General features: G+C 61.7%; 17 protein-coding genes. 10 read left to right on the top strand and 7 right to left on the bottom strand.

Translation table 11 applies throughout. From position 1 onward, the window contains the following. Positions 1 to 54: 54 nt before the first annotated feature. Entirely contained in the window at positions 55 to 372 is a 318-nt protein-coding gene (gene clpS, locus ACWPWQ_RS08205) for an ATP-dependent Clp protease adapter ClpS (RefSeq protein ID WP_005325410.1), read from the bottom strand. A gap of 228 nt (positions 373 to 600) precedes the next feature. On the opposite strand from clpS, the gene cspD reads away from it, so the two are divergent. Beyond that, the gene (gene cspD / locus ACWPWQ_RS08200) at positions 601 to 819 is read left to right on the top strand and encodes a cold shock-like protein CspD (protein WP_005300025.1); all 219 of its coding nucleotides are present in this window, start codon (positions 601 to 603) and stop codon (positions 817 to 819) included. 126 nt (positions 820 to 945) lie between these two features. Here cspD and asd read toward each other — a convergent pair whose 3' ends face one another. Beyond that, positions 946 to 2,058 (bottom strand): aspartate-semialdehyde dehydrogenase, encoded by a 1,113-nt coding sequence (gene asd / locus ACWPWQ_RS08195; RefSeq protein ID WP_139435444.1) that lies wholly within the window; start codon positions 2,056 to 2,058, stop codon positions 946 to 948. 329 nt (positions 2,059 to 2,387) lie between these two features. Here asd and sugE point away from each other — a divergent pair, with 329 nt between their 5' ends. After that, on the top strand, positions 2,388 to 2,702 hold the full coding sequence (gene sugE, locus ACWPWQ_RS08190; RefSeq protein ID WP_139435442.1) for a quaternary ammonium compound efflux SMR transporter SugE: 315 nt from the start codon (positions 2,388 to 2,390) through the stop codon (positions 2,700 to 2,702). Positions 2,703 to 2,783: 81 nt separating this feature from the next. On the opposite strand, the gene ACWPWQ_RS08185 is transcribed toward sugE, so the two are convergent. Next, the gene (locus tag ACWPWQ_RS08185) at positions 2,784 to 3,482 is read right to left on the bottom strand and encodes a B3/B4 domain-containing protein (protein ID WP_404838327.1); all 699 of its coding nucleotides are present in this window, start codon (positions 3,480 to 3,482) and stop codon (positions 2,784 to 2,786) included. Positions 3,483 to 3,792: 310 nt separating this feature from the next. Here ACWPWQ_RS08185 and ycaO point away from each other — a divergent pair, with 310 nt between their 5' ends. The 3 genes from ycaO (at position 3,793) to pflB (ending at position 9,107) form a co-directional block, all read left to right on the top strand. Beyond that, positions 3,793 to 5,553: a 30S ribosomal protein S12 methylthiotransferase accessory factor YcaO gene (gene ycaO / locus ACWPWQ_RS08180; RefSeq protein ID WP_139435438.1), complete on the top strand. Its 1,761-nt coding sequence runs from the start codon at positions 3,793 to 3,795 to the stop codon at positions 5,551 to 5,553. Positions 5,554 to 5,934: 381 nt separating this feature from the next. Continuing rightward, complete coding sequence (gene focA, locus ACWPWQ_RS08175; RefSeq protein ID WP_139435436.1) at positions 5,935 to 6,783, top strand: formate transporter FocA; 849 nt, start codon at positions 5,935 to 5,937, stop codon at positions 6,781 to 6,783. Positions 6,784 to 6,824: 41 nt separating this feature from the next. Beyond that, positions 6,825 to 9,107 (top strand): formate C-acetyltransferase, encoded by a 2,283-nt coding sequence (pflB, locus tag ACWPWQ_RS08170; RefSeq protein WP_330847429.1) that lies wholly within the window; start codon positions 6,825 to 6,827, stop codon positions 9,105 to 9,107. A 96-nt stretch (positions 9,108 to 9,203) separates the two neighbouring features. On the opposite strand, the gene phnX is transcribed toward pflB, so the two are convergent. From phnX to phnW, 3 genes are read right to left on the bottom strand one after another with little or no spacing between them, the layout of a single operon-like run. Continuing rightward, a complete protein-coding gene (gene phnX, locus ACWPWQ_RS08165; RefSeq protein ID WP_454009521.1) occupies positions 9,204 to 10,043 on the bottom strand; it encodes a phosphonoacetaldehyde hydrolase in 840 nt (279 codons plus the stop codon). After that, a complete protein-coding gene (locus ACWPWQ_RS08160; protein ID WP_454009520.1) occupies positions 10,036 to 11,460 on the bottom strand; it encodes an aspartate aminotransferase family protein in 1,425 nt (474 codons plus the stop codon). The genes phnX and ACWPWQ_RS08160 overlap by 8 nt, the downstream gene beginning before the upstream one ends. Further along, the gene (gene phnW, locus ACWPWQ_RS08155) at positions 11,457 to 12,599 is read right to left on the bottom strand and encodes a 2-aminoethylphosphonate--pyruvate transaminase (protein WP_454009519.1); all 1,143 of its coding nucleotides are present in this window, start codon (positions 12,597 to 12,599) and stop codon (positions 11,457 to 11,459) included. Before phnW ends, ACWPWQ_RS08160 begins: the two co-directional genes overlap by 4 nt. A 241-nt stretch (positions 12,600 to 12,840) precedes the next feature. Here phnW and phnR point away from each other — a divergent pair, with 241 nt between their 5' ends. The 5 genes from phnR to ACWPWQ_RS08130 all read left to right on the top strand — a co-directional run bounded on the left by phnR (position 12,841) and on the right by ACWPWQ_RS08130 (position 19,225). Then, positions 12,841 to 13,548 carry a phosphonate utilization transcriptional regulator PhnR gene (phnR, locus tag ACWPWQ_RS08150; protein ID WP_202045327.1) on the top strand — a complete coding sequence of 236 codons (708 nt, stop codon included), beginning with the start codon at positions 12,841 to 12,843 and terminating at the stop codon, positions 13,546 to 13,548. Positions 13,549 to 13,682: 134 nt separating this feature from the next. Then, the gene (locus ACWPWQ_RS08145; protein WP_454009518.1) at positions 13,683 to 14,702 is read left to right on the top strand and encodes a putative 2-aminoethylphosphonate ABC transporter substrate-binding protein; all 1,020 of its coding nucleotides are present in this window, start codon (positions 13,683 to 13,685) and stop codon (positions 14,700 to 14,702) included. Between the two features lie 270 nt (positions 14,703 to 14,972). Then, positions 14,973 to 16,067, top strand: a complete 1,095-nt coding sequence (locus ACWPWQ_RS08140; RefSeq protein ID WP_454009517.1) for a putative 2-aminoethylphosphonate ABC transporter ATP-binding protein — start codon at positions 14,973 to 14,975, stop codon at positions 16,065 to 16,067. Then, a complete protein-coding gene (locus ACWPWQ_RS08135) occupies positions 16,064 to 17,800 on the top strand; it encodes a putative 2-aminoethylphosphonate ABC transporter permease subunit (protein WP_454009516.1) in 1,737 nt (578 codons plus the stop codon). Before ACWPWQ_RS08140 ends, ACWPWQ_RS08135 begins: the two co-directional genes overlap by 4 nt. 18 nt (positions 17,801 to 17,818) lie before the next feature. Next, on the top strand, positions 17,819 to 19,225 hold the full coding sequence (locus tag ACWPWQ_RS08130) for an FAD-dependent oxidoreductase (RefSeq protein WP_454009515.1): 1,407 nt from the start codon (positions 17,819 to 17,821) through the stop codon (positions 19,223 to 19,225). 116 nt (positions 19,226 to 19,341) lie between these two features. Here the strand turns inward: ACWPWQ_RS08130 and ACWPWQ_RS08125 are convergent, their stop codons facing one another. After that, complete coding sequence (locus ACWPWQ_RS08125) at positions 19,342 to 19,797, bottom strand: YcgN family cysteine cluster protein (protein WP_202045317.1); 456 nt, start codon at positions 19,795 to 19,797, stop codon at positions 19,342 to 19,344. Between the last annotated feature and the right edge of the window lie 50 nt (positions 19,798 to 19,847).

Genomic DNA, 19,847 nt, shown 5'->3' with positions numbered 1-19,847 from the left:
CTCCCCTCAGTACAGCAACAATGCGGTGTCGTTATCGCCATCAAGTCATCAGATTCAAGCCTTTTCCATGGTACATAGCAGTGGATGTTCGTTGTTACGTGAATAGGTGTTGACCTGGACCACTTTGGTCTCGGCAATCTCGGCGGTAAAAGTGCCGCAGACTCCCTTACCACTATAATGCACGCTCAGCATGACCTGAGTGGCCTTCTCCAGATCCATACCAAAGAACCTCTGCAGCACCTCCACCACGAACTCCATCGGTGTGTAGTCATCGTTGTTCAAGACGACCTTGTACATGGGTGGCGGTTGCAGCTTCGTTTTCTCTGCTTCTGCAATCTCTTCATTAGCAAAGAGTTCTTTCTGCTTGCTCATAGTTGCGCTTTGGTACCTCTAGATTACTACCGTCTCGCTCAAGATTGTCAATAGACTTGTTAACCAGATCACATCGGTTGTTAACAACTTCTTGACTCGCTTAAAAGTTGGACTAGATTGGTTACTTGCTAATCGGCGCCCGTCTGCTACGGGGTGATGCTCTAGTTATATAAGGCTGGCGCAGGTTACTCAACGACTTCAGGGTAATCAATAAAAGGATGTAGATGTATGGCAACCGGAACAGTCAAGTGGTTCAACAACGCAAAAGGATTTGGGTTTATCTGTCCGGAAGGCGGTGGTGAAGACATCTTCGCTCACTACTCCACGATTCAAATGGAAGGTTACAAGACCCTCAAAGCGGGTCAGGCAGTCAACTTTGAACTGCAGCAGGGGCCGAAAGGAAATCACGCCTCTGTCATCGTGCCAAACGAAGCACAGAACATGTAAGAGTCAAACTGGATAAATTGAAAAACGGCATCCCGCAAGGATGCCGTTTTTTTATGTCGCTCGGTGTGTCTGCACAATAAGAAAGGCCTGGCCTTCCTTATTGTGTGCTCAAGCGAGCTATCCCTGTCAGCGCGCCAGCAGGATGTTGAGCATGCGGCGCAGCGGCTCGGCGGCGCCCCACAGCAGCTGGTCACCCACGGTGAAGGCCGCCAGGTATTCCGGGCCCATGTTGAGCTTGCGCAGACGGCCTACCGGAATGCTGAGGGTGCCGGTGACGGCGGCCGGGGTCAGCTCGCGGGCGGTGATGTCGCGATCGTTGGGGATCACCTTGACCCAGTCGTTGTGGGCGGCCAGCAGGGCCTCGATCTCGGGGAGCGGCACATCCTTCTTCAGCTTGATGGTGAAGGCCTGGCTGTGGCAGCGCAGGGCGCCGATCCGCACACACAGACCATCCACCGGAATGGCGGCATCTTCGATCCCCAGTATCTTGTTGGTCTCGGCCTGGCCCTTCCACTCTTCGCGGCTCTGGCCGTTGTCGAGCTTGGTGTCGATCCAGGGGATGAGGCCACCGGCCAGCGGCACGCCGAAGTTGTCCACCGGCAGGGTGCCGGAGCGGGTCTTCTCGGTGATCTTGCGCTCGATGTCGAGGATGGCGGAGGCGGGATCCGCCAGCTCCACCGCCACTTCATCGCGCAGCAGCCCCATCTGGGTGACCAGCTCGCGCATGTGGCGCGCACCGCCACCGGAGGCAGCCTGATAGGTGGCCACGCTCACCCACTCCACCAGATCGGCCTTGAACAAGCCACCCAGGGCCAGCAGCATCAGGCTGACGGTGCAGTTGCCGCCCACGAAGGTCTTGATCCCCTTGTCCAGCGCCTCGTCGATCACGTCGCCGTTGACCGGATCCAGGATGATGACGGCGTCCTTCTCCATGCGCAGAGAGGAGGCGGCATCAATCCAGTAACCCTGCCAGCCAGCGGCCAGCAGACGGGGATAGACATCCTTGGTGTAGTCGCCACCCTGAGCCGTGATGATGATCTCCTGCGCGGCCAGCGCCTCGATATCGAAGGCGTCCTGCAGGGTGCCGGCATCGACGCCGAAATTGGGGGCGGCCTCACCGGCCTGGGAGGTGGTGAAGAAGGTGGGTTGAATGCGGGCAAAATCCTTCTCTTCCTGCATCCGGCTCATCAGTACCGAACCCACCATGCCACGCCAACCGACCAAACCAACTTTTTTCATAATGTCCTACCCTGGATAGCTGCTGTAAAAATGAAGTCTCATATGCCGTGATCCCTTGCCGGACTGGGGTCCGTTCACAAATTGGCCACAAGCATGATGTGTAATTAATGCGTCTGTCCACATTACGGATTGTGGCGACGGGCGCAAGTCGAATTGCGCAATATTCTGTGTCGTTTGCCGCAATAACCATGGGTTCCGGGCTACCGCGCTTGGCGGACTCCCCATCGGTCAGGCATCATGATGTCCGACTGGCAACCACTGCCCCCTGGGGACGACCCCAAGGCCTTCTTGACTCGCAGGGACGACCCTGCCCCGCCTGGAATACTCATATGCCCTGGTTACTCCTGCTACTGGCCGGCCTGTTCGAGGTCGCCTGGGCCATCGGCCTCAAGTACACCGACGGTTTCAGCCGTCCCCTCCCCACCCTGCTGACCCTGATCGCCATGGGGGTGAGCGTGCTGTTGCTCGCCATGGCGGTCAAGCAACTGCCCCTTGGCACCGCCTACGCGGTCTGGACCGGCATAGGCGCGGTCGGCACGGTGTTGATGGGGATCTGGCTGTTCAACGAGCCGGCCACCCTGGCCCGTGTGCTTTGCCTGCTGCTGATCATCGGCGGTATCCTGGGGCTCAAGTTGATCGGCTGATAACGAGATGGAGGCGTACTTCCACGACGCCCCAGCAGCGCGTATAAAAAATGGCCACCCAGGGTGGCCATTATGCTCTCCTCATACCCCGCCGGGGTTTCCTATCAGCACGCTCTCTATCCGGGCGCCCGGCATCATCTGCCTTAACCCCTCGATCAGCCGATCACCGGCCTCCTGCAGCGCCGCCAGCGGCATTTCAGGCAAGCTTTCCAGGATGAACCACATCTGCCCGGACTCGGCACTGAGCCGGGTTCTGGTCCCCTGACGCCAATTCCAGCGGCGACAGGTCACGCCTCTGTCATCACACCAGACCACCTCGCCAGGCTCGGGGGTCTCGTGGGCAGGGGCCCCCTCCTTCATGGTGTCAAACAGCTCGGTGCCATCGGCAATGATCAGCCGGGGCGATCCTTCATAAGCGGTGAGATCCTCTCCACCGACGGGGATGGCGTATTCGATGCTGATGGCGTTGTAGAGATCGACGACGGGATCGATGCAGGGCAGGCTGCCCTCCCGTTGCACCCGCTTGAGCAGCGCCTGTGCCGAGCAGGGGGTCCGCTGGGGCTTGGCACCGAAGCGTTTGAACACCTCCCCCCAGGCGGACAGATGCTCCTGTGCCCAGGGCGCACCGCCCGCCGCGACGGATTGGCAGGCCCGCGCCAGCGCTTGTGCGCCGACGTTGCGATCGACCATGGTGGCCCCGTCGACCTGGATGCTCAGGGCCCGGAATCCCGGGGCCAGCCTGGTCACCCTGGCATCAATCTGTGGTGTCATGAATGGCATAGCAACTCCCAATAAATGATCCGTGGTGAAGGCGATAATGGCAGGCGAGGCCAGATGACCCATGCCCGGAGGGCACGCCCATGATGCTTGTCACCACGAAGAAACAAGTCGGTCCCATGATGGGCGACGGCATGACATAAAAAAATCTACTTTTTCTTAATGTTGTTCAGGAGAGCTAATAACCCAGCCTATCCAGGCCGCCGACAGCCCCCTGACCCGCACCTGGAATGGGATTGTCCTGGCCGCTTTTCCCGCCACTCATGCTATTATCTGCGACCGAACATGAGCCATTAAAAATCAGGATATTGTGATGACCGACCACACTTTTATTCCCGGCAAGGACGCGGCGCTGGAAGACTCCATCGAGCGGTTCCAGACCAAGTTGCAGGCCCTGGGGTTTGATATCGAAGAGGCCTCCTGGCTCAACCCCGTGCCCAACGTCTGGTCCGTGCACATCCGGGACAAAGAGTGCGCCCTCTGCTTCACCAACGGCAAGGGAGCCAGCAAGAAGGCGGCCCTGGCTTCGGCCCTGGGGGAGTATTTCGAGCGTCTCTCCACCAACTACTTCTTCGCCGACTTCTATCTGGGCGAGCAGGTGGCAAATGGTGACTTCGTCCACTACCCGAACGAGAAGTGGTTCCCCATCCAGGGTGACCAACTGCCTGCTGGCCTGCTCGACAGCTTCACCCGCAAGTTCTACAACCCGGATGGCGAAGTGACAGCCGACATGCTGGTGGATCTGCAATCCGGCAACGAGGAGCGCGGCATCGTCGCCCTGCCGTTCGAGCGCCAGTCCGATCATCAGACCGTCTATATCCCGATGAACATCATCGGCAACCTCTATGTCTCCAACGGCATGAGTGCCGGCAACACCAAGACCGAGGCCCGCACCCAGGGCTTGTCCGAGGTGTTCGAGCGCCACGTGAAGAACAAGATCATCGCCGAGGCCATCAGTCTGCCCGAGATCCCGAGCGAGGTGATCGCCCGCTATCCCGGCATCAAGGCCTCCATCGATGCGCTGGAGGCCGAAGGCTTCCCCATCTACAGCTTCGATGCCTCCCTCGGCGGCCGTTATCCGGTCATCTGCGTGGTGCTGCTCAACCCGAGCAACGGCACCTGCTTCGCCTCCTTCGGCGCCCACCCGCGCTTCGAGGTCGCCTTCGAGCGCACCGTCACCGAGCTGCTGCAGGGCCGTGGTCTGAAGGATCTGGACGTCTTCGTGCCGCCCTCGTTCGACAACGAGCAGGTGGCGGATCACCACAACCTGGAGACCCACTTCATCGACTCCTCCGGCCTCATCAGCTGGGATCTGTTCAAGCAGGAGTCCGACTTCGAGTTTGCCGACTGGGACTTCCGCGGCACCTCCCAGCAGGAGTTCGACCACCTGATCGGCATCTTCCACGAGCTGGAGCAGCCGGTCTACATCGCCGACTACGAGCACCTGGGCGTCTACGCCTGCCGCATCCTGGTGCCGGGCATGTCCGACATCTATCCGGTGGAAGACCTGCTGCTGGCCAACAACACCATGGGTGCCCACCTGCGGGAGACCATACTGGCCCTGCCGTCTCTGGAGTGGGACGCGGAGCAGTACATGGCGCTCTTTGATCAGCTGGATGAAGAGGGTCACGACGAGCGCACCCGGGTGCGCGAGCTGCTCGGCATCGCCGCCGCCAAGGGCACCGCCCTGCACACCCTGCGGGTCGGTGAGCTCAAAGCCATGCTGGCGCTGGCTGCGGGCGAGCTGGAGAGCGCACTGGATCTCATCGACTGGACCATGGAGTTCAACCAGTCGGTGTTCCCGGCGGATCGCGCCCGCTACTACCGCGCCCTGCGCGCCTGCGTCGAGCTGTTCCTGGACGAGGATCGCGACCCCGAGCAGTACCGCCCGGTGTTCACCCGCATGTTCGGGGAAGAGACCCTGGCGCAGGCCTGGGCCCACGCCAGCGGCGAGGCGCGTTTCCACGGGCTGGAGGCGGCCGATCTGTCCCTCTCCCAGTTCCCGCTGCATCAGAAATTGCTCGCGGCCTACGAGAAACTGCAAAAAGCCAAACGAATCCATACGTGGAACTGATATGCTAGTGTAACCAAGGGGCCTGATGGCCCCTTCTGTTTTATGGTCTACGCTTTGGCGGGCCCTTACTCAAAGATGAAATAAATAACAAAAAATACCTCTTAGGGGGTTGTCAAATTGAGGTTCATCATGTTCGGGGGGCGTAAAGGTGCATTGCCGGTGCTTTTTTTGATGAGAAAGATATAAATCATTAAAAATCATGACATTAAAAACCGACCCATTTCTGATTCACCTGAAACCTGGTGTAAAGTCAAGCTTCCGGATGAAGAAAAAACCTGTAGTAAAATTACATTCACAATCTGTAATTCTTGATCGGAGTCAATTTTGGGGATCAGCCCCTTTGTTATGATTTCCACAGGCAAAATATGCAGGTACTGAGAATTGAAAGCAGAATCTCCCTTTGATTGTCTGAAGCCCGAAGCCATAGCCGCGCTGGCAGAAGACATTACCTATGCCAAGGCAACCAAGCCCGCCCACAAGGTCATTCCTCTGGCCATCACGGCAGGTGCTTTCATCGCCATCGCATTCGTCTTCTACATCACGGTCACCACGGGATCGAGCGGCATGGCCTGGGGTATGTCCAAGCTGGTCGGCGGTCTCTGTTTCTCCCTCGGTCTCATTCTGTGCGTACTGCTCGGTGCCGAGCTGTTCACCTCCACCACCCTGACTCTGGTGGCCAAGGCCGCCAACCGCATCAGCTGGGCTCAGCTGTTCAAGAACTGGGGTCTGGTCTACTTTGGCAACCTCATCGGCGGGCTCATCATAGTCGCGCTCATCATCATGTCGGCCGAATACACGGCGGCGGATGGTCAGTGGGGACTGAATGCCATGAAAGTGGCCCAGCACAAGATCCATCACACCTTCTTCGAGGCCCTGGCGCTCGGCATCCTCTGCAACCTCATGGTGTGTCTCGCCGTGTGGATGGCCTTCGGCGCCCGCAGCGCCACCGACAAGGTGATGGTGATGCTGCTCCCCGTCGCCATGTTCGTGGCCTCCGGCTTTGAGCACAGCATCGCAAACATGTTTATGATCCCGGTCGGCATCGCCATCCATGCGGTAGCAGGCCCGGAATTCTGGCAGGCCATCGGCCAGGACCCGGCATCGTTCGCCGATCTGACCGTATCCAACTTCGTCCTAAACAACCTCATTCCGGTCACCCTTGGTAATATCATTGGTGGCGGCGTCATGGTTGGTCTGACTTACTGGTTTATCTTCCGTCGCCATCATTAAGGATGGCGGCAGACACATAAATACCTTGAGAGGTAATGAAAATGGCAGAACTTAACGAACAGTTCCAAAAAGCATGGGAAGGCTTCGCGGCCGGTGAATGGCAGACCTCTGTCAACACCCGTGACTTCATCCAGAAGAACTACACCCCGTATGAAGGTGACGAGTCCTTCCTGGCTGGCGCGACCGAAGCCACCACCAAGCTGTGGGACAAGGTCATGGAAGGGATCAAGATCGAGAACCGCACTCACGCGCCGGTCGATTTTGATACCGACCTGCCCTCCACCATTACCGCTCACGATGCCGGCTATATCGACCAGAGCCTGGAGCAAATCGTCGGTCTGCAGACCGACAAGCCGCTCAAGCGCGCCATCATCGCCAACGGCGGTATCAAGATGGTCAAGACCTCTTGCGAAGTCTACGGCCGTCAGCTCGACCCCATGGTCGAGAAGATCTTCACCGAGTACCGCAAGACCCACAACCAGGGCGTGTTCGACGTCTACACCAAGGACATCCTGAACTGCCGTAAATCCGGCGTCATCACAGGTCTGCCGGATGCCTACGGCCGTGGCCGCATCATCGGTGACTACCGCCGTGTTGCCCTGTACGGTATCGACTTCCTGATGGCCGACAAACTGGCCCAGTTCAAGTCCCTGCAGGCCGACCTGGAAAACGGTGTCAACCTGGAAGCCACCATCCGTCTGCGCGAAGAGATCTCCGAGCAGCACCGTGCCCTGGCCCAGATGAAGGTGATGGCCGCCAAATATGGCTGCGACATCTCAGTGCCGGCCAAGACCGCCAAAGAAGCCGTGCAGTGGACCTACTTCGCCTACCTGGCGGCGGTCAAGTCCCAGAACGGTGCCGCCATGTCCTTCGGTCGTACCTCCAGCTTCCTGGACGTCTACATCGAGCGTGACCTGAAGAAAGGCCTGCTGACCGAGCAAGAAGCCCAGGAGCTGATGGACCACATGGTCATGAAGCTGCGCATGGTTCGCTTCCTGCGTACCCCGGAATACGATTCACTGTTCTCCGGCGACCCGATGTGGGCTACCGAGACCCTGGCCGGTATGGGCGTTGATGGCCGTACCCTGGTCACCAAGAACAGCTTCCGTATGCTGAACACCCTGTACACCATGGGCCCGTCCCCTGAGCCGAACCTGACCATTCTGTGGTCCGAGAAGCTGCCAGTCGGTTTCAAGAAGTACTGCGCCAAGGTATCCATCGAGACCTCTTCCGTTCAGTACGAGAACGACGATCTGATGCGTCCGGACTTCAACAACGATGACTACGCCATCGCTTGCTGCGTGTCCCCGATGATCATCGGCAAACAGATGCAGTTCTTCGGCGCTCGTGCCAACCTGGCCAAGACCATGCTGTATGCAATCAACGGCGGTATGGACGAGAAGCTCAAGATCCAGGTCGGCCCGAAAACCGAAATGGTCAAGTCCGAGTACCTCGAGTACAACGACGTGATGGATCGCTTGGATCACTTCATGGACTGGCTGGCCAAGCAGTACGTCGCCGCCCTGAACATCATCCACTACATGCACGACAAGTACAGCTACGAAGCCTCCCTGATGGCGCTGCACGACCGTGACGTCTATCGCACCATGGCGTGCGGCATCGCCGGTCTGTCCGTGGCGGCCGACTCCCTGTCTGCCATCAAGTACGCCAAGGTCAAGCCGGTTCGTGACGAAGATGGCGTCTCCATCGACTTCGAGATCGAAGGCGAGTACCCGCAGTTCGGTAACAACGACGCCCGCGTCGATGACATCGCCTGCGACCTGGTCGAGCGCTTCATGAAGAAGATCCAGAAGCTCAACACCTACCGTGGCGCCGTGGCTACCCAGTCCGTACTGACCATCACCTCCAACGTGGTGTACGGCAAGAAGACAGGTAACACCCCGGATGGCCGTCGTGCCGGTGCGCCGTTCGGCCCGGGTGCCAACCCGATGCACGGTCGTGACCAGAAGGGTGCGGTTGCATCCCTGACTTCCGTTGCCAAGCTGCCGTTCGCCTACGCCAAAGATGGTATCTCCTATACCTTCTCCATCGTACCGAACGCCCTGGGCAAAGACATGGAAGCCCAGAAAGCCAACCTGGCCGGCCTGATGGATGGTTACTTCCACCATGAGTCCAACCTGGAAGGCGGTCAGCACCTGAACGTCAACGTGATGAACCGTGAAATGCTGCTGGACGCCATGGAAAACCCGGAGAAATATCCGCAGTTGACCATCCGCGTATCCGGTTATGCCGTTCGCTTCAACTCCTTGACCAAGGAACAACAGCAAGACGTCATCACCCGTACCTTCACCGCTTCTCTGTAATAGAGTCTCAGTGAACAAAAACCGGCGCCCAGGCGCCGGTTTTTTTATGTCTGCGCTTCAGGGCAAAGGCGGATAGCGCCTCCCCCCCTCTCCTGATCAGGGTCGCTCACCAGCCGCCAGACGGCGGTTGATATCGGCAATCACAGGGGCGATGTCAGCCAGGGTGTCGATGACATAGTGGGCCCCCGCCCCCCGCAGCTTGGCCTCGGCCGGTACACGTCGGGCGGCGATATCCCCCTCGCCCATGGCGGCGAACTCCTCCCAGGTGGCGCCAAATTCGTTGCCGGAAACCGACAGCCCCACCGTCCACATGCCGGCGTTCAGTCCTTCGCTGATGCCTGGCACGGCGTCATCCACCTTGATGCAGCGATGCACGGCGCTCACCCCCAGCTCAATCACGTTGGCCAGCGCCATCCAGGGGCCGGGGCGCCCGCCCGCCTTGAGATCGTCGGTGGCAACCCAGTGATCCGGCCGATAGCCGTGATCGGCCGCGGCCGGTACCAGCGCCTCCATCACGGGGCGAGGATAGCCGGAGCAGGAGCCGATGCGCAGCCCCTGCCCCCGCAGAGCGTCCAGCACCGGCAACACCCCGGGGATGGGGGCGGCGAAGCGGGTCACCGCAGCAATCTGCAGCGGCATAAAGGTGTGATAGAGGTGGTCCACCTCGGCGTGGCTCATGGGGTGGCCGAAGCGGGCCTGCCAGCGCTCATCCACCGAGGGCAGACGGCCGAGGGCCGCGATATGGTCCCACTTGCCAAGGCCCATGGGCTGGCGCGCCTCATCCAGGGTCACCGGGAAGTCATAGGCGCGGGCGAAGGCCTCCACGAAGATGGAGGTGGGGGCGAAGGAGCCGAAATCGACGACGGTACCGGCCCAGTCGAGGATCAGTGCCTCTACGTTGGTGGTCGGGTCTACAGCAATCTGCAAGTCAGTCATGGTGATCTTCCTGTTCCGGTGAGAGTGAGATCTCGCCAAGGGCGCGATCGAGAATGGTGATGGCGCGCACCAGATCGGCGCGAGCGATGTTGAGCGGCGGCGAGAGCTGGATGACATTGCCCTGGGAGACCTTGAAGCTCAGCCCCAGCTCCAGGCAGCGATAGAGCAACCGCTCGGCGGCCTGGCTATTGCGGGTGCGACTCTGGTGATCGACCACCAGATCGAGCGCCCACAAAAGACCGATACCGCGCACCTGCCCGATCAGCGGGTGGCGTTTGGCCAACTTGCCGAGCTCGGCGGCCATAAAGCGGCCATCCTCCTGCGCCTTGGCCAGCAGCCCCTCTTCACGGATGGTAGCTATGGTGGCGAGGGCCGCCGCGCAGCCGATGGGGCTCTTCTCGTGGGTGTAATGGCCCAAAGAGATGGCTGCGGCCTGATTGAAACGATCGCGGGTGATGAGCGCGGCAAAGGGCACCACACCGCCCCCCAACCCCTTGCCCAGGCAGATGATGTCGGGCTCGATGCCGAACTCTTCAAAGCTGAACCAGTGGCCGGTGCGACCCAGGGCATTCGGGATCTCGTCGACGATCAGCAACACCTTGTGGCGATCGCAGATCTCCCGCACCCGCTGCCAGTAGGCCTTCGAGGGCACCTGCACATCGGTGTTGCGGATGGGCTCGGCGATAAAGGCCCCGATCCCCCCCTCCTTCTCGATGACGTACTCCAGATAATCGGCGTAGTGCAGGTCGTCCCCCTCCCCGCGATACCAGACGCCGCGATAGCGGGTGGGGGGCGGGATGCGATCCACCCCGGCCATCAGGGGGCCCATGCCGGCGCGAAAACAGGCCTCGCCGCCAACCGAGATGGCATCGAGGGAGGCGCCGTGAAAGGCATCCCACAGCGATACCACCTTGCTGTTGCCGGTGATGAAGCGGGCTAGCTTGAGGGCGATCCCCACTACCTCGCTGCCACCGGGGGCAAACAACACCCGGTTGAGATCGCCTGGGGCCAGTTCGGCCAGGGTGCGGGCGCAGTCGATGGCGATCCTGTGGGTGTAGCGACGGGGGGCGAACGGCAGATCGGCGAGTTGCTGCTGCACCGCGGCCACCACCTTGGGGTGACCGTGGCCCAGCTGATGGACGCTGTTGCCGTGAAAATCGAGGTAACGCGCGCCCGATACGCTGGTCAGCCAGCTCCCCTGCGCGCGCTCAAGCAGATCCAGACAGGGGGTAGAGAGGGCCTGATGGAGAAAGTAGCGGCTATCTTCCGCCAATCCGGCCTGTACATCTTCGCCTTGACCCGCCCACCAGCGTGAGCGCCCCTCGCCGAGGTTGATATCCCCTTCGCTGTCGGCGCGGCCGCTGCCATGCAGCTTATCGTCACGCAGATCAGGATCCTGAACCGGCATGCTGGTCATGGTGCTTCCCCCTGCCAGTAGCAGGCGTTGGCCATGGCGGCGAGCAGTTCGCGCACCCGCTCTGGGGTCACGTCACCGATATTGCCGATACGGAAGCAGTCGGCCTGGGAGACCTTGCCCGGATAGATGACAAAGCCCTGTGCCTTGAGCCGCTGATAGAAGTCGACGAAGCGGTAGTCCGGGTGGGCCGGAGAGTAGAAGGCGGTGATGATGGGGGATTGCCATTTTTCTGGCAGCAGCGGCGCAAAGCCGAGCTCGGCCATCCCCGCCACCAGGGTGCGCTGGTTCTCGCCGTAGCGCTGATGGCGGGCGGCGATGCCCCCCTCTTCTTCCAGCTCGCGCAGCGCCTGGGCAAAGGCCAGCACGGTATGGGTGGGCGAGGTGAAGCGCCACTTGCCCCCCTGCTGCTCCATGATCTGCCACTGGGCGTGCAGGTCGAGGGAGACAGAGCGGGCGCGACCGGCGCAGGCCGTCAGTGCGGCGCGGCGGGCGATGACGAAGCCAAAACCCGGCACCCCCTGAATGCACTTGTTGGCGGAGCTGATGAGAAACTCGATGCCAAGGCGCCCCATGTCGATGGGGATGCCGCCAAAGCTGCTCATGGCATCGACGATAAGACGAATGCCGCGGCGCTGGCAGAGCCCAGCCACCTCGTCGAGCGGGTTGAGCATGCCGGTGGTGGTCTCGCAGTGCACCATGGACAGATGGGTGATCTCGGGGTGGCGCGCCAGCATGGCGTCGATGGCGGCAGGCTCGGGGCGGGTCGTCTCGCCGCAGTCAAGCTCATGGTGACGCAAGCCGAGGCAGCGGGCCATCTCCCCCATGCGGGCACCGTAGGCGCCGTTGTTGATGATCAGCAGACATTCGTCGCTACCGATGGCGGAGCCCAGCACGCTCTCCACCACATAGCTGCCGCTCCCCTGCAGCAGCACGGCGCTGTAGTCGCTCTCATATTCCGGGCCGGTGGCGAGGCGCACCAGCTCGCGGCGGATGGGCTCCACCACGCCCAGGTTGTAGTCCGCATCCCAGGTGCAGCTGTCTTGCAGCATGGCGGCCCGCACGGTAGCTGTGGTCGAGAGGGGGCCAGGGGTCAGCAGCAGGTAATCGACGGCGGCGGGGGCCGCAGGAATATGGGTCATGACTTCGCTCCTTTTGGTATATACCAGAATGAGCTCATTGTGGGTAACTGCCCCGCCAAGGTCAAAGGGGTGGGGCCATGTGCAACAAAAAATTCATTTTCAGCGCCGGGATCGCGATAATCTAGGAAGCCTGAACAACAGGGGTCACACTGGTATCTACCAACATGTTTTGATGCCGCCGTTTAACGACCGAGCAGATAACCAGCCCATTGCCCAACTCATTGCACAACCAGGGATTTTCATGAGCAAACCCCAATACCTGCAGATCAAGGATGCCCTCGCCAACCAGATCCTGGCGGGGGGCCTGGCCTCCAACGACAAGCTCCCCTCCGAGCGGCTGCTGGGGGAGCTCTACGGCACCACAAGGGTCACCATCCGCGAGGCGCTGGTGCAGCTGGAGGCGAGCGGCCTTATCTATCGGGAGGATCGCCGCGGCTGGTTCGTCACTCCGCCTCGCTTCAGTCTCAACCCCAGGCGCACCTCCAACTTTCACCAGATAGTGCGGGAGCAAGGGGGCGATCCGCGCACCGAGCTCTTGGAAAAAAGCCGCCAGGCGGTGCCGCCCGCGCTGATGGCGCGGTTGCAGCTCAAGCCGTTCGACAGCCTGTTTCTGCTCAAACGACTGCGCTATGCCAACGGGCGCGCCATCTGCTATTGCGAGAATCACTGCCTGCCCGAGCGGGTGCCCGGCCTGCTGGAGCTGGATCTTGCCGGCAGCCTGACCGAGATCTATCAGGCCCATTACGATCTCCACTACGCCCGCATGCAGGTGCGCTTCTTCCCCACCGCCCTGCCGGACGAGGTGGCCAAGGCGCTGGGGGCTACCGCCGGTCTGCCCGCCCTGCGCCTCGAGCGGCTCAACTTCGATCAGCACGGCCGGGTGCTCGACTTCGATCTGGAGTACTGGCGCCACGACAGCCTGGAGATCGAGGTGGATACCCAGGATTAGGAACAGACAAGTCAAGAGCGGACAATCCCGTGCGGCAAAACGTCACGGGACCGTCACCTGAACGTCATAAAGATCCCCTAGCCTCTCTCTCGACCAATCTGGTTTATACCAAGTCAATTTATATGGAGAAGAGGATGAAACAGGGAACCCCTTTGCTGGCCGCCGCCGTGCTGGCCGCCATGACAGCCCCGGCACTGGCCGCGACCGATCTCACCGTCTACACCGCCTTCGAGCCGGAGCAGCTCGGCGAGCTGAAAACCGCGTTCGAGCGCCAGCACCCGGATATCAATATCAAGTGGGTGCGTGACTCCACCGGGGTGGTCACCGCCCGCTTGCTGGCTGAAAAAGCCCAGCCCAAGGCGGATGTGGTGTGGGGACTGGCCGCCACCAGCCTGATGCAGCTCGATCAGCAGCAGATGCTGACCGGTTACGCCCCCAAGGGGCTGGAGAAACTCGACAGCCGTTTTCGCGACGGCAAGGCCGAGCCGCACTGGATTGGGCTGGACGCCTTCTTCAGCGCCATCTGCTTCAACAAGGTAGAGGCAGAGAAACAGGGGATCCCGGCCCCCACCAGCTGGGCGGATCTCACCAAGCCCATCTACAAGGGCAAGGTGATCATGCCCAACCCCAGCTCCTCCGGCACCGGCTACCTGAGCGTTGCGGGCTGGCTGCAGACCATGGGCGAGCAGCAGGGCTGGCAATTCATGAACGGCCTGCACCAGAACATCGATCGCTACACCCACTCGGGCTCGGCTCCCTGCAAGCTGGCCGCCAGCGGCGAGACGGTGATCGGCATCTCCTTCGACTTCCCGGCCACCAGCCTCAAGGCCAAGGGGGCCCCCATAGAGGTGGTGTTCCCGAGTGAAGGCTCGGGCTGGGACATGGAGGCCGCCGCCATCATCAAGGGCACCCCCAAGCTGGAGGCCGCCAAACAGCTGCTCGACTTTGCCGCCACCGAGCAGGCCAACGCCCTCTACAACAAGTCGTTCGCTGTGGTCGCCATCCCTGGGGTCGCCCAACCAAGAGCGGGCTATCCGGCGGATATCAAGGGTCAGATGATCGACAACGACTTTGGCTGGGCTGCCCGCGAGCGCAACGCCATCCTGACCCAGTGGAGCGCCAGCTTCGACGGCAAGACCGAAGCCAAACAGTAAGCGTGAATGGCAGCGGTCCGTGCACGCCCGACGAACCGCCACCAATAAACCCCTTGTCGAAGGCCAACAGGTGTTGGCCTTCGCTTTTTGGTTTAGACCCCATGTTTGTGTCGCCCTCGATGGGCGGCTCCCCGCCCGTCTGTACGCGGCACAGCCACCTGCCGGCGCCCCATGGTCATCGGACTGTCATCGAGCTGTCATCCCCTTATCACCTGACCGTCACACTTCACCGGCAAACTGGTATATACCAAATCAGTAGCGAGTCGTACCATGACCCAGCCCTATCTGGACATTCAACATCTCAACAAGCAGTTCGGTGCTTTTCAGGCCCTCAAGGGGATCTCTCTGAGCATCCAGCCGGGGGAGTTCATCTGCTTTCTCGGCCCCTCAGGCTGCGGCAAGACCACCTTGCTCAGAGCCATCGCCGGTCTGGATCTGCCAGACAGCGGCGAGATCTGGCAGGGGGGGCGCAATATCTCCCGCCTGCCCCCCCAGCAGCGGGATTTTGGCATCGTCTTTCAGTCCTACGCCCTCTTCCCCAACCTGACGGTGGCCCAGAACATCGCCTTCGGCCTCGAGAATCAGGGGCTGGCGCGGGATCTCATCAAGGAGCGGGTCGATCACTGGCTGGGGCTGGTGGATCTCAATGCCCAGTCCCACAAATACCCGAGCCAGATCTCCGGCGGCCAGCAGCAGCGGGTGGCGCTGGCCCGGGCGCTCGCCCTCTCTCCCGGCCTGCTGCTGCTGGACGAACCCCTCAGCGCCCTGGATGCCCTGGTGCGCACCCACCTTCGCAGCGAGATCCGCGCCCTGCAGCAGCGCCTCGGCATCACCACCATCATGGTGACCCACGATCAGGAAGAGGCCCTAACCATGGCCGATCGCATCGTGGTGATGGAGAGCGGCACCATAGTGCAGGTGGGCACCCCACAGGAGATCTATCACCAGCCTGCGAGCCGCTTCGTGGCAAGCTTCGTCGGCACCATGAACTTCCTCGAGACCCTGGTGCTCGGCCCCAATCAGGTGCGCCTCAACGAACAGCCTTTGACCCTCGCCAACCGGGCCGCCGCCGGCAGCAAGCTGCAGGTGGCCATCCGCCCCGAGGCCATCACCCTGGGCGCCTCTCATGAGCCTTGTCTTGGTCAACATGGCGTAGAAGCAACCATAGAGCAGGTGGAGTTTCTCGGCGCCGCCCAGCGCCTCATCTGCACCGCAGACACCTATCTGGGCCCCCAGCAAGTTCTGGTGGAGCGCCCGACCCACGAGCTGCCCCGCCACGAACAGGGGGGCTGGCGCAGCGGCATGCGCTGCTCCCTGCACTGGCCCGCCGGGGCGATGCAGATCTTTGAAGGAGATGGCGCATGAGCTCCCCTCTCACGACCTCATCCCCCTTGTCTCCGTCGCAACCGCAGCGCGCCCCCCTCTGGCGGCGCTCTTGCACCGGCTGGAATCGGGATCAACTGCTGCAACTCCTGCTGCTTGTGCTGGGTATCGCCCTGCTCACCGGTGGCCTGCTGCTGCCGCTGCTCACCATGCTGCAAAAGAGCCTGCAGGATGAGAACGGTCTCTGGGTGGGCCTTGCCAACTTCAGCGCCTACTTCGGCTCCCCCCATCTGGGTCGCACCCTCGGCAACACCCTCTGGCTCGGGGTACTGATCACCACCCTGGTGGTGACCATCGCCTTTGGCTACGCCTATGCCCTCACCCGCACCTGCATGCCGGGCAAGGGGCTATTTCGCCTCGTTGGCCTGATCCCGCTCTTGATGCCCTCCCTGCTGCCCGCCATCAGCCTGGTCTACTGGTTCGGCAATCAGGGAGTTGCCAAGGGACTGCTCGGCGGCGAGAGCATCTACGGCCCCATCGGCATCGTCATCGGTCTGGGCTTCTGGTGCTTCCCCCACGCCCTGATGATCCTCATCACGGCGCTGGGCCAGAGCGATGCCCGCCTCTATGAAGCATCACGGGTGCTGGGCAGCAGCGGCTGGCGCACCTTTGTCACCGTCACCCTGCCCACCGCCCGCTATGGCCTGCTCAGCGCCGCCATCGCCGTGTTCACCCTCACCATCTGCGACTTCGGGGTGGCCAAGGTGATTGGCGGCCAGTACAGCGTGCTGGCCACCGATATCTACCGCCAGGTGATCGGGATGCAGAACTTCTCCCTCGGCGCCGTTGCCAGCGTCACCCTGCTGCTGCCGGCGCTGCTGAGCTTTGCCCTGGAGCACAGGGTGCGCAGCAAGATGCAGGAGCAGAGCAGCACCAAGGCGGTGCCCTATAGCCCCAAGCCCCATCGGCTGCGGGATCTGCTGGCGCTCGGCTGGTGTACCCTCTGGGCCCTGCTGTTTCTGGCTCTGGTCGGCATGGCGGTCTACGGCTCTCTGGTGCAGTTCTGGCCCTACAACCTCGGGCTGACGCTGGATCACTACGCCTTTGACAGCAACAGCGTCTATGGCTGGCAGCCCTTTACCAACACCCTGCAGCTCGGCCTCTTCACCGCCATCACAGGCACTGTGCTTATCATGGTGCTGGCCTGGGCGCAGGAGAAGGGGCGCCACTTCCCATGGCTTCGCCAGTTGCTGCACATGCTCGCCATGCTGTCGCTGGCGGTGCCCGGCATGGTGCTGGGGCTGGGTTACATCTTCTTTTTCAACGGCAATCCCCTGTTTGGCAGCCTCCATGGCACCCTGCCACTGATGGTGCTCTCCTGCGTCATCCACTACTACACAGTGGGGCATATGACGGCGGTGACCAGCCTCAAGCAATTGCCCAGGGAGCTGGAGCTGGTGGCCATCTCACTGCGCATTCCGCTCTGGAAGGCGTTCTGGCGCGTCACCCTGCCCGCCTCCCTGCCGGCACTGCTGGAGATCTTTATCTATCTGTTCGTCAACGCCATGACCACCACCTCGGCGGTGATCTTCCTCTATTCCAGCGACAGCGTGCTTGCCTCCATCGCCGTGCTCAATATGGAGGATTCCGGCGATACCGCCACGGCCGCCGCCATGGCCACCCTGATCCTGCTGGCCGCCGCCACCGTCAAGCTGGTCCAGCTTTTCCTGAGCCGAGCCCTGCTGGCCCGCACCCAGCGCTGGCGCCACTCATAACCTTGTCGAGGAGTCATCATGTCCACTCTCCCCTTCTGGCTGGCCGAGGCGCTGGCCGCCGAACAGCCCGCTCCCCCAACGCATCTTCAAGGCCAGCACGAGGTGGATGTCTGCATCGTCGGCGGCGGCTTTACCGGGCTCTGGAGCGCCATCGCCCTTAAACAGGCCGAGCCTGCCTTACGCATCCTGGTGCTGGAGAAAGATCGCTGCGGCAGCGGCGCCTCCGGGCGCAACGGCGGCTGCCTGCTCACCTGGTCGGCCAAATACCTGACGTTAAAGCGCCTGTTTGGCGAGGAGCAGGCCGCCTGGCTGGTGCAAGGATCCGAGCAGGCGGTGCACGAGATCGCCCGCTTCTGCGAGGCGCATCAGATTGAAGCTGAACTGAGGGTCGAGGGCACCTGCTACACCGCCACCAGCGAGGCCCAGCGCGGCCTGATGGATCCGGTATTGCGGGCGCTAAAGCGAGCCGACCTTAACCAGTGGCGGGCGATTGAAGAGAGTGAACTGGCGAGCCAGAGCGGCTCCCACGTCCATCTGGAGGGTCTCTACAGCCCCCACGCCGGTTCGGTGCAACCGGCGCTGCTGGTACGCGGCCTACTGCGGGTGGCGCGGGAACTCGGGGTCGAGGTCTACGAAGGTTCCCCCATGCAACGCCTCGAAGGAGGACAGCCTGCACGGGTGCAGACGCCCCAGGGTGAGGTGCGTGCCCGCAAGGTGGTGCTGGCCCTCAACAGCGCCATGGTGCAACACTTTCGCGAGTTTCGCCGCAGCATAGTGCTGGTCTCCTCGGACATGGTGATAACCGACCCCGCGCCCCAGGCGCTGGCCGCCCAGCAGCTCGCCCATGGCCGCTCCGTGGTGGATGGCCGCACCTTCGTGCACTACTACAGATCCACCCCGCAAGGGCGGCTGATGCTGGGCAAGGGGGGCAACACCTTCGCCTTTGCCAACCGTCATCTGGCCGAGTTCGACGCGCCGAGCCGCTATCTCGCCCCCCTCACCCGCACCCTGCGCCGCTTCTTTCCGGCGCTCAAGGATGTGCCCATCGCCGCCAGCTGGTGCGGCGCCTCCGATCGCTCGGTGGATGGCCTCCCCTTCTTTGGCCACTGGCGAGGGCAGCCCAATATCGTCTATGGCCTCGGCTACTCCGGCAACGGGGTGGCCCAGAGCTGGATGGGCGGTCAAATCCTGGCGGCCCTGGTGAGAGACGAGGGGCGGGAGGAGGACAAGCCGTGGCGCGAATGCGCCCTGGTAAGCGGCCCGCGCGGCTATTTCCCGCCCGAGCCGTTGCGCTGGCTGGGAGCCATGGCAGTGCGCAATGCCATACGGCGCAAGGAGCGGGCGGAAGATGAAGGCCGCGCGGTGGCCTGGTATGACAGACAGCTGGCCAAACTTGCCGATGCGGCGGGCAAGGCGGACAAATAAGCGCCTTCGCAGAGCACTGTGGAAATCGCCAGAAAGCCGAAGGGGCAGGAGAGTATGACTCCCCTGCCCCTTCGCTGTTGATACGGTTCGGCGGCTGGCCCGAAAAGGGTCTGGCGTTAGCTGGCCCAGGTGATGATGTGATCGATCCAGTCGCCGGCATGGGCCTCGTGCACCACCTTGCCGCGTACCGACTGACCGGCCTGGTGCATGGCGCTGCGGCTGCCGGTGATAAGGGGATGCCACTCTGGCAGGCTCTGCCCCTCCGCCAGCAGGCGGTAGGCGCAGCTCGATGGCAGCCAGTCGAACTCGGCAATCTTGTCGTAGGTGATCTGCAGGCAGTCCGGCTCTTTCTTGAAGCGGTTGCCGTAGTCGGAGCACTGGCAGGTCTTGGTATTGAGCAGATTGCAGGCCACGTTGGTGAACACCAGCTCCTCGGTGTCCTCGTCAATGAGCTTGTTCAGGCAGCACTTGCCGCAGCCATCGCACAGGGACTCCCACTCCGTCATGGTCATCTGTTGCAGGCTCTTCACCTGCCAAAAGGGGGCGCTCTGCACGGGTTCACTCTGCTGCATAAAGGTAGGCTCGCTCAATACACTGACAAGCGCGTGGTTATACGCCCTAT

Source organism: Aeromonas sp. Marseille-Q7275 (assembly GCF_965119515.1).
This window is presented reverse-complemented; position numbering and strand designations above follow the sequence as displayed.

Excerpts from the sequence above, each read along its gene's own strand:
- ACWPWQ_RS08140 (WP_454009517.1), top strand. The coding sequence starts at position 14,973 with ATGACCCAGCCCTATCTGGACATTCAACATCTCAACAAGCAGTTCGGT.
- ycaO (WP_139435438.1), top strand. The coding sequence starts at position 3,793 with ATGACCGACCACACTTTTATTCCCGGCAAGGACGCGGCGCTGGAAGAC.
- ACWPWQ_RS08160 (WP_454009520.1), bottom strand. The coding sequence starts at position 11,460 with ATGACCAGCATGCCGGTTCAGGATCCTGATCTGCGTGACGATAAGCTG.
- asd (WP_139435444.1), bottom strand. The coding sequence starts at position 2,058 with ATGAAAAAAGTTGGTTTGGTCGGTTGGCGTGGCATGGTGGGTTCGGTA.
- phnW (WP_454009519.1), bottom strand. The coding sequence starts at position 12,599 with ATGACCCATATTCCTGCGGCCCCCGCCGCCGTCGATTACCTGCTGCTG.
- sugE (WP_139435442.1), top strand. The coding sequence starts at position 2,388 with ATGCCCTGGTTACTCCTGCTACTGGCCGGCCTGTTCGAGGTCGCCTGG.
- ACWPWQ_RS08135 (WP_454009516.1), top strand. The coding sequence starts at position 16,064 with ATGAGCTCCCCTCTCACGACCTCATCCCCCTTGTCTCCGTCGCAACCG.
- phnR (WP_202045327.1), top strand. The coding sequence starts at position 12,841 with ATGAGCAAACCCCAATACCTGCAGATCAAGGATGCCCTCGCCAACCAG.
- clpS (WP_005325410.1), bottom strand. The coding sequence starts at position 372 with ATGAGCAAGCAGAAAGAACTCTTTGCTAATGAAGAGATTGCAGAAGCA.
- ACWPWQ_RS08130 (WP_454009515.1), top strand. The coding sequence starts at position 17,819 with ATGTCCACTCTCCCCTTCTGGCTGGCCGAGGCGCTGGCCGCCGAACAG.
- cspD (WP_005300025.1), top strand. The coding sequence starts at position 601 with ATGGCAACCGGAACAGTCAAGTGGTTCAACAACGCAAAAGGATTTGGG.
- ACWPWQ_RS08185 (WP_404838327.1), bottom strand. The coding sequence starts at position 3,482 with ATGCCATTCATGACACCACAGATTGATGCCAGGGTGACCAGGCTGGCC.
- ACWPWQ_RS08145 (WP_454009518.1), top strand. The coding sequence starts at position 13,683 with ATGAAACAGGGAACCCCTTTGCTGGCCGCCGCCGTGCTGGCCGCCATG.
- phnX (WP_454009521.1), bottom strand. The coding sequence starts at position 10,043 with ATGACTGACTTGCAGATTGCTGTAGACCCGACCACCAACGTAGAGGCA.
- ACWPWQ_RS08125 (WP_202045317.1), bottom strand. The coding sequence starts at position 19,797 with ATGCAGCAGAGTGAACCCGTGCAGAGCGCCCCCTTTTGGCAGGTGAAG.
- pflB (WP_330847429.1), top strand. The coding sequence starts at position 6,825 with ATGGCAGAACTTAACGAACAGTTCCAAAAAGCATGGGAAGGCTTCGCG.